This is a genomic window from Kitasatospora cathayae, assembly GCF_027627435.1.
GTDB lineage: Bacteria > Actinomycetota > Actinomycetes > Streptomycetales > Streptomycetaceae > Kitasatospora > Kitasatospora cathayae.
On the sequence record NZ_CP115450.1, the window covers coordinates 3,865,045 to 3,878,814 of the forward strand.

Sequence of the window (13,770 nt, forward strand, 5' to 3'; positions counted from 1 at the left end):
TTCAGGGTGGGGTCGCGGTGGCGGACTGGGTGGCCTGGTCCCGGAGGGTGAGCCTCAGGTTGTCGCCCCAGGCAAAACTGATCTTGATGGTCACTGGCTGCCCGTTGTTGACGGTCTCGTACCTGAGACTGACACCGACGAGCGGGCCGTCCGGAGTCAACAGCGGGGCGTCGGTCCCGCCCTCCTCAGACCCGAGACGCGCCCGGTCGCCCTTCGCCAGGTCATCCAGGACATTCTGATGGAAGTCCTCGATCCCGTCGGTCTTCAGGTGGAACTGCCGGGCAAGTTCCAGAGCCTTCTTGTACGCCGTTTCGAGCGGCATCTCGGGGTACCAGCAGAGGAGTTCATCGATGTTCTCGGCGTCATCGTGGGTGGCCGCCACCACGAGGAACATCTTGTCGGCGTGGAAGCGCTGACCGCCCGGCAGATCGATGTCCAGCGGGCCCAGGTCGTTGAAGTCGTGGCCACTGTGCGGGTTCAGCTTGACCCCAAGATCGGCGCCCCGATGCGAGTTCCGCAGATCCCAGTGGACGGAACGTGTCCTGTCGACCAGCGAACACCCGGTGACCAGCAGACCGGCACAGATCACCGCGGCAAGGCGTTGAACCCGCCGTCCCGCCGTCACGGCAGGATCTCGTATTGCTCGGCCCGGTCGAGCAGCGGAGTGTCGATGAGCGTCTTCGCCGCCACCGGATTCGCCAGGAGCTGCTGGTACTTGGGCAGCATGTCCTTGCGGATCCAGTCCATCCGATCGTTGGTGTCGGTCACATACCGATCGTCCCACCAGGTCGACCATTCACCGCCGTAGTAGTCGCTGAAGGACTTGCTGCCCGGGATCGGCGACTTGGTCATGGCCGACAGCACCTCGGCGAAGGTCTCCCCGACCGGGCCGTGGTGGTTCTCCACGGCCTGGTAGGAGCCCGGCAGCACCTTGGTCTGCTCACGTTCCAGCAGTGCGGCGTTCCCTGCCGCCACCCGCTTCGGATCACCCGAGTCGATGTCCCGCCAGGCATCGACCAGTTCCTTCGGGTACTTGTTTACGTCCTGCTGCTGCAACGCCTCGATGCCGGCCATGCCGTACTGCTGGTACGCGGCATGCATGGAGCCGACGTCGTCGAAGATGTCCTTCTGCATGCTCAGGAACTTGTTCTCGAACCACTGCACCTCGTCCGTGCTCATGGTGGCCAACGGCCCCATCAGCGGGGTGGCCAGCCCGCCCACGTTCGCGCCCTTGATGAACTCGTCGAGGTCGTGGATCCCCCCGTACACCGGGGCTCCGGCCAGCTTGGCCATGCCTGCCCACTGGAAGTCCGGGTTCTCGTCCCACAGCTTCTGGTACCAGGCGTAGACCTTCTGCACGGTCTCGTCGTTGAAGTCCAGGCCCTTGTCCGGGTTCCACTTCGACGGGTCGATCCCGGCCTTCCGCATGGCGAGTTGCCTGTAGTAGTCCTCCAGCTTCGGCACCCCGGGCAGGCCCTGGACCTTCCACGGCGCCGCGTCCAGGAACAGGTTCCGCTGGTCCGGCGACAGCGCGCCCCACCAGGCGGCCCGGGCGGCCGGGTCGGTGGGTATCGCGTCCCCCTCGACGGTCCCGGCGAGCCGGGTGGCCTCGCCGAGGTCCTTGGCGGCGAGCTGAACCGCGCCCGCCAGGCCGGTGCGCCCGCTGCCGTCCAGAAGCTTGGACTCCGCTGCCAGCTTGCCCAGTTCGGCCGCGCACTTGGCGTCCGCCCGGGTGGCGGCCTGGACGGCGGCGGCGATGTCGGTGGTGAGAGCGGTGGCGGCGGCGACCTCGGCCCGGTAGGAGTCGGCGGCCTCCTGCCGGAGCGCCGCGTTCTTCGGCAGCTGGTCGACCGGTGTCGGCGTGGCGGTGACGGTGCCGTTCGCGTCGACCGTGAGGCCGCGCCTGCTCGCCTCCGTCAGCGCCCACTGCAGTTCCTGCTGGGCGGCGGTCACCGCCTGGACGAAGCCGTCCAACACCTGTTGGACCGCCTGGAGTTCCAGCGCGGCCACCTGCAGCTGCAACTCCTGCTGGCCGAAGGAGTGCCGGGCGCCGGTCGCGGCGGGGCCGGTCCAGGTCCCGAGCGGTTTCAGCACCGACTCCTCGATGTGCTGCCGCGCCTGGTCGAACGCCTTGGCGACGGCCTGCCAGTCCTTGCCGGACTCCGTCACCGACTCCAGTTTCACGTCACGCAGGCGCGCGAAGTCCACCACGGGAGCCCCCCCTTTTTCCCTGTCGTCCTATTCGAGGGCCTTGGCAGACCCGTGGTCTGTCTTGCCGTAGTTGTCGGCGGCCGTGCGGAGCGCCTCCTCGTCCGCGCCCAGCGCGGTACGGATCTTCTCCACTCCCTGGGTCCACGCGGTCACCACGGCGGCCAGCTGCCCAGACACCTGCCAGCCCTCCAGGGCCGTCTCGGCGTTCCCCGAGGCGGTGCTCGCGGCCTGGGCCGGCTTGGCCAGCCCTGCGGTGATGGACGAAGCGTTGGCCGCCGAGGACCTCAACTGCTCCGGCGAAACCTCGAATCCGGCGTCCGACATCGGATCGGCCCCCCATGCTCGATGCGATCCCTCAACACTAGCGGCGCCGTGCGGATCACCGCCGGACTTTCTCGAACATGGGCACGAATGAAGTGGATCTCCCTGGCGAGATTCTCCGTACTGTGTATAGTGTACTGCGTACGGGATAATCGCGCTCACCGACGAGAGGGCTCCGCCCATGCAGATCACCAGCACCGTCGTCACCCTGACCGTCGAGGACGTCACCACCTCCGCCGCCTTCCTCCAGCGGCACTTCGGCTACACCGAGCTGATGTCCGCCGACGGCTTCGTCTCGCTCGGCCACCCCGGCGGCGGGGTCAACGTCGTCTATCTGCGACGCGGCCTGGAGGTCCTGCCCGAGGACCAGCGGCACCGGACGGCGGACGGGGTGATCCTGGCGTTCACCGTCGAGGACATCGCCGGGGAGGAGGAGCGGCTGCGCGGCGAGGGGGTCGCGATCACCCTGCCGCTGCGCGAGGAGCCGTGGGGCGAGAAGCTCTTCCAGGTCACCGACCCGAACGGGGTCGTGGTCGAACTGGTCGAGTGGGCGGACAGGTAAACGACGGCGCCCCCGTCCGGTACCGGACGGGGGCGCCAACTCGTGGGCGGGGGTGGTCAGTCCACCGTCCAGGTGTCGTTGCCCGCGAGCAGGGTCGCCAGGTCGCCCGGGCCGCGGTGGGCGGCGGCGGTGGCCAGCTGGCTCTCCATCAGCTCGTCGTAGACCGGCCGCCGGACGTCGCGGAGCACGCCGATCGGCGTGTGGTGCAGGGTGTCCGCGTCGGCGATCCGGGAGAGCGCGAAGGCGCCGGCCGGACTGGCCGCGTGGGCGTCGTGCACCAGCACCCGCGCCTCGTTCTCCGGCGTGACCGGAGCGGTGAACAACTCGCCGTCCTCACCCCGGAAGACGCCGTTGGCGAGCTCGGCACCGAAACGGATGGCCTGCCCGTGCTCCAGCCGGATCAGCGCCTCGTCGCGGGTGCCGGGCTCCTTCAGCACCTCGAAGGCGCCGTCGTTGAAGATGTTGCAGTTCTGGTAGATCTCCACCAGCGCCGTGCCCTCGTGCTCGGCCGCCGCCCGCAGCACCGACTGCAGGTGCTGGCGGTCCGAGTCGATGGTGCGGGCGACGAAGGAGGCCTCGGCGCCGATCGCCAGCGACAGCGGGTTGAACGGCGCGTCCAGCGAACCCATCGGGGTGGACTTGGTGATCTTGCCGAGCTCGCTGGTCGGCGAGTACTGGCCCTTGGTGAGGCCGTAGATCCGGTTGTTGAACAGCAGGATCTTCAGATTGACGTTCCGTCGCAGGGCGTGGATCAGGTGATTGCCGCCGATCGACAGCGCGTCACCGTCCCCGGTCACCACCCACACGTTCAGGTCCCGCCGGGAGGAGGCCAACCCGGTCGCGATCGCCGGCGCCCGGCCGTGGATCGAGTGCACCCCGTAGGTGTTCATGTAGTACGGGAAGCGCGAGGAGCAGCCGATGCCGGAGACGAACACGGTGTTCTCGCGCTTGACGCCGAGCTCCGGCATGAAGCCCTGCACCGCCGCCAGGATCGCGTAGTCCCCGCAGCCGGGGCACCAGCGCACCTCCTGGTCGGTCTTGAAGTCCCGGGCGCTCTGCGGCCCTTCGGCCTTCGGCACCAGCCGCAGCGACGGGAAGCCGCGCTTCCCGGAGTCGATGTCGCTCATGCGCCCGCCTCGCTCCGCTCGGCAGGGGCATTCGCCCACGCGCGCCTCTTGGTGGTTCGCTCTCCCCCAGCCTTCGGCCGGGGGTACCCCCATCGCTCGCTCATCGGTGGTCCTCCTCGTCCAGGCTGCCGATCGCCGCCCACAGCACGTCCGCCAACTGCGCCGCCTTGAAGGGCAGTCCGCGCACCTGGTTGTAGGACTCGGCGTCCACCAGGTACTTCGCCCGCAGCAGCAGCGCGAGCTGCCCGAGGTTCATCTCGGGCACGATGACCTTCTCGTAACTGCGCAGCACCGCGCCCAGGTTGGCCGGGAACGGGTTGAGGTTGCGCAGGTGCGCCTGGGCGATCTCGCCGCCGTCCGCGCGCACCCGGCGCACCGCCGCGGTGATCGGCCCGTAGGTCGAGCCCCAGCCGAGCACCAGCACCCGGGCGTCGCCGGTCGGGTCGTCGACCTCCACCGGCTTGACCGTGATGCCGTCGACCTTGGCCTGCCGGGTGCGGACCATGAAGTCGTGGTTGGCCGGGTCGTAGGAGATGTTGCCCGTGCCGTCCTGCTTCTCGATGCCGCCGATCCGGTGCTCCAGCCCGGCCGTGCCGGGCACCGCCCAGGGGCGGGCCAGGGTGTGCGGGTCCCGCAGGTACGGCCAGAAGGCGCCGTCCTCGCGGTTCGGCCGCGTCGCGAACTTCGGGTCGATCTCCGGCAGTTCACCGACCTCGGGGATCCGCCACGGCTCCGAGCCGTTCGCCAGGTAGCCGTCCGAGAGCAGGAACACCGGGGTCCGGTAGGTCACCGCGATCCGGGCCGCCTCCAGCGCCGCGTCGAAGCACTCGGCGGGCGTGGCCGGGGCCACGATCGGCACCGGCGCCTCGCCGTTGCGCCCGAACATCGCCTGCAGCAGGTCCGCCTGCTCGGTCTTGGTCGGCAGGCCGGTGGACGGGCCGCCGCGCTGGATGTCCACCACCAGCAGCGGCAGTTCCAGCGAGACCGCCAGGCCGATCGTCTCGGACTTCAGCGCCACGCCCGGCCCGGAGGTGGTGGTCACGCCGAGCGCCCCGCCGAAGGCCGCGCCGAGCGCCGCGCCGATGCCGGCGATCTCGTCCTCGGCCTGGAAGGTGCGCACCCCGAAGTTCTTGTGCTTCGACAGCTCGTGCAGGATGTCCGAGGCCGGGGTGATCGGGTACGACCCCAGGTAGAGCGGCAGGCCGGAGCGCTGCGCGGCGGCGATCAGCCCGTAGGACAGCGCCAGGTTGCCGGAGATGTTGCGGTAGCGCCCGGCCGGGAGCTTGGCCGGTGCCACCTCGTAGGAGACCGCGAAGGACTCGGTGGTCTCGCCGAAGTTCCAGCCCGCCCGGAAGGCGCTGATGTTCGCCTCGGCGATCTGCGGCTTCTTGGCGAACTTGCCGCGCAGGAAGGCCTCGGTGCCGTGGGTGGGCCGGTGGTACATCCAGGACAGCAGCCCCAGGGCGAACATGTTCTTCGCCCGCTCGGCGTCCTTGCGGGCCAGTCCGCTGTCCTTGAGCGCCTCCAGGGTCAGCGTGGTGAGCGGCACCTTGTGCAGGTGGAAGCCGTCCAGCGAACCGTCGCCGAGCGGATCCGCCGGGTAACCGACCTTCGCCAGCGCGCGCTTGGTGAACTCGTCGGTGTTGACGATGATCTGCGCGCCGCGCGGCAGGTCCGGCAGGTTCGCCTTCAGGGCGGCCGGGTTCATCGCCACCAGCACGTTCGGGGCGTCGCCCGGGGTGAGGATGTCGTGGTCGGCGAAGTGCAGTTGGAAGGACGACACTCCCGGCAGCGTCCCGGCGGGCGCCCGGATCTCGGCCGGGAAGTTCGGCAGCGTGGAGAGGTCGTTGCCGAACGCGGCCGTCTCCGAGGTGAACCGGTCACCGGTGAGCTGCATGCCGTCACCGGAGTCACCGGCGAACCGGATGATCACCCGGTCGAGTCTGCGAACGGGCTTGGCGCGCTTCTCCGGCGGGCCCCCTGGAGCGGGACCCGTACGACCCTCGCCGCCGTCCGATCCGTCCACTGCCTCTGACTGATCGACCTGACTGGTCACTGCCGCGGACCTCCTCGTGGGCACACCACCGCGGGCGTGGCCCCGTGCCCCGTCCGCCTGGTGCACCGCTCGCATCCTATGCGCGCGTACACGAGCCCGGCCGGAACTCCGGCAGGAAATTCACCCGCCCACGCTCGTACCGCACCTCACCACAACGCACGACCGCCGGAGATCATTCCGCGCACGGACCAGGCCCGCCGCACCCGGGCCGGAAGCCCCCGGCTACGAGTTCAGGTAGGTGAGCACCGCGAGCACCCGGCGGTGGTCCTCCGGGCTCTGCGCCAGGCCGAGCTTGAGGAAGATGTTGCTGACGTGCTTCTCCACGGCGCCGTCCGAGACCACCAGCTGCTTGGCCACCGCCGCGTTGGTGCGCCCCTCCGCCATCAGGCCGAGCACCTCGCGCTCGCGCGGCGTGAGATTGGCCAGAACGTCGCCCTTGCGGCTGCGGCTGAGCAACTGCTGCACCACCTCCGGGTCCAGCGCGGTGCCGCCCTCGGCGACCCGCACCACCGCGTCGGCGAACTCGCGCACCTCGGCGACCCGGTCCTTCAGCAGGTAGCCGACGCCCCGGGTCGAGCCGGCCAGCAGCTCGGAGGCGTAGCGCTCCTCCACGAACTGCGACAGCACCAGCACGCCCAGCTGCGGGTAGCGCCCGCGCAGCTCCACGCAGGCGCGCAGGCCCTCGTCGGTGTGGGTCGGGGGCATCCGCACGTCCGAGACCACCACGTCCGGCAGGGCGTCGCAGGCCGCCAGGTCGTGGATGGTCTTCACCAGGGCGGCGCCGTCCCCGACACCCGCCACGACCTCCAGGCCGCGGTCGGTGAGCAGCCGGGTCAGACCTTCCCGCAGCAGTACGGAGTCCTCGGCGATGACGACGCGACGCATGGTGACCTTCCGGGCAGGCGTGAGCTGACGGGAGCCAGTCTCCCCCATCCCGGCGGTGCCGTGGGCGCCGACCGTGGACCGGCTCCCGGACCGCCCGGGACCGGTCACATCGTGCGGATCGCCACCGCGTCGCACAGCCCGTCCAGGGCCGCCTTCGCCGCGCAGTCCGGCAGCGGGGCCAGCAGCGCCCGGGCCTCCTCGGCGTGCCGCAGGGTCTCCCGGCGGGCGCGCTCCAGCGCGGGGTGGGCGCGCAGCAGGCGCAGCGCCTCGGCGTGCAGGTCGTCGTCGGAGAGGTCCTGGGTGAGCAGTTCGCGCAGCCGGGTGTCGTCGGGGTCGGACGGGTCGGCCGGCATCTGCTGCAGCAGCAGGGTCGGCAGGGTGGGCACGCCCTCGCGCAGGTCGGTGCCGGGGGTCTTGCCGGACTCGTGGCCGTCGCTGGCGATGTCCAGCACGTCGTCGGCCAGCTGGAAGGCGATGCCGATCCGCTCGCCGAACTCGCCGAGGGTCTCCACCAGCCACGGCTCGGCGCCGGCCACCAGCGCTCCTATCCGGCAGGAGACGGCGATCAGCGAGCCGGTCTTGCCCTCCAGCACGTCCAGGTAGTGCAGCAGCGGGTCCCCGTCCGGGCCGGGTCCGCGGGTCTCCAGGATCTGGCCGGTGACCAGCCGCTCGAAGGCCTCGGCCTGCATCCGCACCGCCGCCGGGCCGAGGTCGGCCAGCACCTGGGAGGCGCGGGAGAACAGGAAGTCGCCGGTGAGGATGGCCACCGAATTGTCCCAGCGGGAGTTGGCGCTCTCCGTCCCGCGGCGCACCGGGGCCTCGTCCATCACGTCGTCGTGGTACAGCGTGGCCAAGTGGGTCAGCTCGACCACCACCGCGGCCGGCACCACGCCGGGCGCGCCGGGGTCGCCGAACTGGGCGGCCAGCAGCAGGAGCAGCGGGCGGAAGCGCTTGCCGCCGGCCTCGAGCAGGTGGCTGGCGGTGACGGTGATGAAGGGGACGTCGCACTTGACGGCCTCGGCGAGCGCCGCCTCCACCGCGTCCAGTCCGATCTGGACGTCACGGGTCAGGTCGCGGTCCTGCACGCTGAGCCCGAAGGGTCCCACGACGGTCACGAAGACCACTCCTCTGTCCCTGGTCGATCTAGCGGCCTGGTCCCTGAGTGCCGCCGCTGGCCATACAGGCAGGGTATCCGGTCGCGAGTGGATCACTGCACGGGCGTGCGGATCCCGTCATGCCCGCGCCGGAACCCCTGGTCAGGAGGCCTTCGTGGGCGAAGCGGCGGTGGGGGCGAATTCATCCGGAAATAAAGGCTGGAGATCGGCCCGGGCATCCGGACCGATCTCCAGCAAACCGACCATGACGGTCAGTATGCGAACAGGGAGGCCTTGGAGGCGAGGTCCAGGAAGTACTGCGGCAGCAGGCCCAGGCCCAGCGTGACCAGCACCCCCACCCCGATCGCGGTCGCCGTGAAGGCGCTCGGGATCGCCACCGTCGGGCCGCCCGGCTTCGGGTCGGAGAAGAACATCAGCACGATCACCCGGATGTAGAAGAACGCGGCCACCGCCGAGCTCAGCACACCGACAATCACCAGCGGCGTCGCGCCGCCGGCCGCCGCCGCCTGGAACACCGCGAACTTCCCGGTGAAACCCGAGGTCAGCGGGATCCCGGCGAAGGCCAGCAGGAACAGCGCGAACACCGCCGCCACCAGCGGCGAACGCCGGCCGAGCCCGGCCCAGCTGGACAGGTGGGTCGCCTCGCCCTTGGAGTCCCGCACCAGGGTGACCACGGCGAAGGCGCCGAGCGTCACGAAGGAGTACGCCGCCAGGTAGAACAGCACCGAGGACAGCCCCTGCTTGTTGACCGCGATCACCCCGGTCAGGATGAACCCGGCGTGCGCGATCGAGGAGTACGCCAGCAGCCGCTTGACGTCCTGCTGGGTCACCGCCAGCACCGCGCCGACCACCATGGTCAGGATCGCCACGCCCCACAGCACCGGGCGCCAGTCCAGCCGCAGCCCCGGGAAGGCCACGTAGAACAGCCGCAGGAACGCCCCGAAGGCCGCGACCTTGGTCGCCGAGGCCATGAAACCGGTCACCGGGGTCGGCGCGCCCTGGTAGACGTCCGGGGTCCAGGAGTGGAACGGCACCGCGCCGACCTTGAACAGCAGGCCCACCGCCAGCATCGCCAGACCGGTCAGCAGCAGCACGTCGCTCTGGGTGGTGCTCAGCTGCGCCGGGGTGGTCATCGCCTTGCCGGAGACGACGTCCGCGATGTCGCCGAGCTTCACGCTGCCGGCGTAGCCGTACAGCAGCGCGGTGCCGAACAGGAAGAACGCCGAGGCGAAGGCGCCGAGCAGGAAGTACTTGACCGCCGCCTCCTGGGACAGCAGCCGGCGGCGCCGGGCCAGCGCGCAGAGCAGGTACAGCGGCAGGGAGAAGACCTCCAGCGCCACGAACATGGTCAGCAGGTCGTTGGCGGCCGGGAAGAGCAGCATGCCGCCGACCGCGAACATGGTCAGCGGGAAGACCTCGGTGGTGGTGAAGCCGGCCCGGATCGCGGCCCGCTCCTGCTCCCCGCCCGGGGTGGCGGCCGCCTGGGCGGCGAAGGCGTCGGCGGGCGCGCCGCCGGCCTTCGGCTCCAGCCTGCGCTCGGCGTAGGTGAGCACCGTGACGACCGCGACCAGCAGGATCACGCCCTGCAGGAACAGCGCCGGGCCGTCCAGCGCGACCGACTCCATGGCCAGCAGGTCGATCCGGGGCGCGTGGCCCTGCGCGGCCAGCACCACCACGGCGACGAAGGCGCCGACCAGCCCGACCAGGGCGAGCGAGACCTGACTCCAGTGGCGGAACCTGCGGGGGACGAACGCCTCGACCAGGATGCCGGCCACGGCGGCGCCGAACACCACCAGCATCGGGGAGAGTTGGCCGTACTCGATGTGCGGTGCGGGGATGCTCGGGGTGTTGCCGCCGGCGGCGGCGAGCACTGCGCTGGCACTCACTTCTGCTCACCTCCTGAGGTGGCGGCGACCGGGTGGGCCGGCGCCGGGTCGGTCCGGTGGACCTGCGAGAGCGTCGCGTTCACCGACGGGTTCACCAGGTCGGTGAGCGGCTTGGGGTAGACGCCGAGCAGGATGGTCAGCGCCACCAGCGGCGCCACCACGGCCAGTTCGCGGACCTTGAGGTCGGGCATCGACCGCACGCCCTCCTTCACCGGGCCGGTCATGGTGCGCTGGTACAGCAGCAGGGCGTACAGCGCGGCCAGCACGATGCCGATGGTGGCGATCACGCCGATCACCGGGTAGCGGGTGAAGGTGCCCACCAGCACCAGGAACTCGCTGACGAACGGGGCCAGTCCCGGCAGCGACAGGGTGGCCAGGCTGCCGATCAGGAACGTCCCGGCGAGCACCGGGGCGACCTTCTGCACCCCGCCGTAGTCGGCGATCATCCGCGAGCCGCGCCGGGAGATCAGGAAGCCGGCCACCAGCATCCACGCGGCGGTGGACAGGCCGTGGTTGACCATGTACAGGGTCGCACCGCTCTGGCCCTGACTGGTCAGCGCGAAGATGCCCATGATGATGAAGCCGAAGTGCGAGATCGAGGCGTAGGCGACCAGCCGCTTGATGTCCTTCTGACCGACCGCCAGCAGCGCGCCGTAGACGATCCCGATCAGCGACAGCACCAGGATCGCCGGGGCGAAGGTCTTCGAGGCGTCCGGGAACAGCCCGAGGCAGAAGCGCAGCATCGCGAAGGTGCCGACCTTGTCCACCACCGCGGTGATCAGCACGGCGGTTCCGGCGGTGGCCTCGCCCATCGCGTTCGGCAGCCAGGTGTGCAGCGGCCACAGCGGGGCCTTCACCGCGAAGGCGAAGAAGAAGCCGAGGAACAGCGCGTTCTGGGCGGTGCCGGACAGCTTCAGGCTGCCGCCGGCGATCGCGTCGGTCAGCGTGGGCAGGTCGAAGGTGCCCAGACCCTGGTCCTGGGCGACCACGTACAGGCCGATCACGGCGGCCAGCATCACCAGGCCGCCGAGCAGGTTGTACAGCAGGAACTTGACGGCCGCGTAGGAGCGCTGGCGCGCGGACTCCGGGCCGCCCGCCCGGTCGCCGAAGCCGCCGATCAGGAAGTACATCGGGATCAGCATGGCTTCGAAGAACACGTAGAACAGGAAGACGTCGGTGGCGTAGAAGGAGACGATCACCATCGCCTCCACCGCCAGGATCAGGGCGAAGAAGCCCTGGGTGCGCCGCCTGTTCTCGAAGGTCCCGTCCGGTGCGGCGGGGCTGGGCCCCTCCTGCCCGTTGGCGGGCAAGGAGGGCGGGTCGGCGTCGTGCCAGGAGGCCAGCATCACCATCGGCACCAGGACGGCCGTCAGCAGGGCCAGCGCCGCGCCGATGCCGTCCACGCCGAGCGAGAAGGTGATGCCGAAGGAACGGATCCAGCCGTAGGACTCGGTCAGCTGGTAGCGGGCGCCGTGCGGGTCGAACCGCAGCGCCACGGCGGCGGCCAGCACCAGGGTGACCGCCGAGACGGCCAGCGCGACGGTCTTGGTGGTGCGGCGCCGGGCCTCGGTGGCCCCGGCGGGCAGGGCGGCGGTCAGCACCGCGCCGGCCGCCGGGACGGCGCAGGTGGTGGTCAGCAGGACGCTCACGGCCGCACCCCCCAGGTGGAATCTGCGCGATTCATCAGACGGACCTCATCAGGAGAGTCGAGGCGACCAGCACCAGCGTGCCGCCGAACATGGAGAGCGCGTACGAGCGGACGAAGCCGTTCTGGACCCGCCGCAGCCGGCCGGACAGGCCCCCGATGAGCGCGGCCAGGCCGTTGACGAGGCCGTCCAGGCCGCGGCTGTCGAAGAAGACCAGGGTCGCGGTGAGCGCCGAGCCCGGCCGCACCAGCACGGCGTGGTTGAAGTCGTCCTGCAGCAGGTCGCGGCGGGCGGCCCGGGTGAGCGGGGAGCCGACCGGCGGCACCACCGGGACGGACGAGCGCCCGTACATCACGTACGCGAGGCCGAGGCCGGCCAGCATGCAGGCGGTGGTCAGCCCGGTGACGGTCCACGAGCCGAGCGGGGAGTTGCCCTCGCTGTGGCCGGTGACCGGCTCCAGCCACTTCAGGAACCGGTCGTTGACGTCGAACAGCGCACCCGCGAAGGCCGAGCCGACGGCCAGCAGCACCATCGGGATGACCATGGTCTTCGGCGCCTCGTGCGGGTGCGGGAGGTTGCCCTCCTCGTCGGGCTGCCAGCGCTTCTCGCCGAAGAAGGTCAGCAGCATCACCCGGGTCATGTAGAACGCGGTGATCGCCGCGCCGACCAGCGCGCACAGGCCGAGGATCCAGCCCTCGGTGCCGCCCTCGGCGAAGGCCGCCTCGATGATCCGGTCCTTGGAGAAGAAGCCGGACAGGCCCGGGAAGCCGATGATGGCCAGGTAGCCGATGCCGAAGGTGGCGAAGGTCCACGGCATGTACTTGCGCAGACCGCCGTAGTGACGCATGTCCACCTCGTCGTTCATGCCGTGCATGACCGACCCGGCGCCGAGGAACAGCCCGGCCTTGAAGAAGCCGTGGGTCACCAGGTGCATGATCGCGAAGACGTAGCCGATCGGGCCGAGACCGGCCGCCAGCACCATGTAGCCGATCTGCGACATGGTCGAGCCGGCCAGCGCCTTCTTGATGTCGTCCTTGGCGCAACCGACGATCGCACCGAACAGCAGCGTCACCGCGCCGACCACCACCACGGCGGTCCGGGCGTCCGGCGCCAGGTCGAAGATCACCGAGGAACGGGTGATCAGGTAGACCCCGGCGGTCACCATGGTGGCCGCGTGGATCAGGGCCGAGACCGGGGTCGGGCCCTCCATCGCGTCCCCGAGCCAGGACTGCAGCGGCACCTGCGCCGACTTGCCGCAGGCCGCCAGCAGCAGCATCAGGCCGATCGCCGTCAGCTTGCCCTCGCTCGCCTGGTGCGCCGCCCCGACCGTGCCTTCTGAACCGAGGATCGGGGTGAAGGCGAAGGAGCCGAACTCCGCGAACATCAGCATGATCGCGATCGACAGGCCCATGTCGCCGACCCGGTTGACGATGAAGGCCTTCTTCGCCGCCGTCGCCGCGCTCGGCTTGTGCTGCCAGAAGCCGATCAGCAGGTACGAGGCCAGGCCCACGCCCTCCCAACCGAAGTACAGCAGCAGGTAGTTGTCCGCCACCACCAGCAGCAGCATGGCGGCCAGGAACAGGTTCAGGTACGCGAAGAAGCGACGCCGGCGCTCGTCGTGCGCCATGTAGCCCACCGAGTACAGGTGGATCAGCGTGCCCACCCCGGTGATCAGCAGCACGAAGGTCATCGACAACTGGTCGAGCCGGAACGAGACGTCCGCCTGGAAGGCGTTCACCGGCACCCAGCTGAACAGGTGCTGCGTCACCGCCCGGTGCTCGGCGTCACGGCCGAGCATGTCCGAGAACAGCACCAGGCCGAAGCCGAACGAGAGCGCGGCGAGCGCGGTGGCCAGCCAGTGGCCGGACCGGTCCAGTGCCCGGCCGCCGAGCAGCAGCAGGGCGGCGCCGGCCAGCGGAGCCGCCACCAGCAGCGGAATGAGAGAGTTCACCGAGGCCCTC

The 13,770-nt window shown here is 70.4% G+C and carries 11 protein-coding genes; 1 reads left to right on the forward strand and 10 read right to left on the reverse strand.

The features are described 5' to 3' along the window. Nucleotide 1: 1 nt before the first annotated feature. The 3 genes from O1G21_RS17010 to O1G21_RS17020 are packed head-to-tail and all read right to left on the reverse strand — an operon-like array spanning nt 2 to nt 2,535. Entirely contained in the window at nt 2-625 is a 624-nt protein-coding gene (locus O1G21_RS17010; RefSeq protein ID WP_270144752.1) for a hypothetical protein, read from the reverse strand. Beyond that, entirely contained in the window at nt 622-2,211 is a 1,590-nt protein-coding gene (locus tag O1G21_RS17015; protein ID WP_270144754.1) for a DUF2515 family protein, read from the reverse strand. The genes O1G21_RS17010 and O1G21_RS17015 overlap by 4 nt, the downstream gene beginning before the upstream one ends. A 27-nt stretch (nt 2,212-2,238) precedes the next feature. Further along, complete coding sequence (locus O1G21_RS17020; protein ID WP_270144756.1) at nt 2,239-2,535, reverse strand: type VII secretion target; 297 nt, start codon at nt 2,533-2,535, stop codon at nt 2,239-2,241. A gap of 178 nt (nt 2,536-2,713) precedes the next feature. On the opposite strand from O1G21_RS17020, the gene O1G21_RS17025 reads away from it, so the two are divergent. After that, entirely contained in the window at nt 2,714-3,094 is a 381-nt protein-coding gene (locus tag O1G21_RS17025; protein ID WP_270144757.1) for a VOC family protein, read from the forward strand. A 56-nt stretch (nt 3,095-3,150) separates the two neighbouring features. On the opposite strand, the gene O1G21_RS17030 is transcribed toward O1G21_RS17025, so the two are convergent. The 7 genes from O1G21_RS17030 to nuoL form a co-directional block, all read right to left on the reverse strand. Continuing rightward, the gene (locus O1G21_RS17030; RefSeq protein WP_270144758.1) at nt 3,151-4,221 is read right to left on the reverse strand and encodes a 2-oxoacid:ferredoxin oxidoreductase subunit beta; all 1,071 of its coding nucleotides are present in this window, start codon (nt 4,219-4,221) and stop codon (nt 3,151-3,153) included. A 100-nt stretch (nt 4,222-4,321) separates the two neighbouring features. Further along, nucleotides 4,322-6,277, reverse strand: coding sequence for a 2-oxoacid:acceptor oxidoreductase subunit alpha (locus tag O1G21_RS17035; protein WP_270144759.1), 1,956 nt, complete (start codon nt 6,275-6,277; stop codon nt 4,322-4,324). Between the two features lie 222 nt (nt 6,278-6,499). Further along, a complete protein-coding gene (locus tag O1G21_RS17040) occupies nt 6,500-7,162 on the reverse strand; it encodes a response regulator transcription factor (RefSeq protein ID WP_270144760.1) in 663 nt (220 codons plus the stop codon). Between the two features lie 104 nt (nt 7,163-7,266). Next, entirely contained in the window at nt 7,267-8,277 is a 1,011-nt protein-coding gene (locus O1G21_RS17045; RefSeq protein ID WP_270144761.1) for a polyprenyl synthetase family protein, read from the reverse strand. A 251-nt stretch (nt 8,278-8,528) separates the two neighbouring features. Then, on the reverse strand, nt 8,529-10,163 hold the full coding sequence (gene nuoN / locus O1G21_RS17050; RefSeq protein WP_270144764.1) for an NADH-quinone oxidoreductase subunit NuoN: 1,635 nt from the start codon (nt 10,161-10,163) through the stop codon (nt 8,529-8,531). Beyond that, complete coding sequence (locus O1G21_RS17055; protein WP_270144766.1) at nt 10,160-11,812, reverse strand: NADH-quinone oxidoreductase subunit M; 1,653 nt, start codon at nt 11,810-11,812, stop codon at nt 10,160-10,162. Before O1G21_RS17055 ends, nuoN begins: the two co-directional genes overlap by 4 nt. A 34-nt stretch (nt 11,813-11,846) precedes the next feature. After that, on the reverse strand, nt 11,847-13,760 hold the full coding sequence (gene nuoL, locus O1G21_RS17060; RefSeq protein ID WP_270144768.1) for an NADH-quinone oxidoreductase subunit L: 1,914 nt from the start codon (nt 13,758-13,760) through the stop codon (nt 11,847-11,849). Nucleotides 13,761-13,770: the final 10 nt, after the last annotated feature.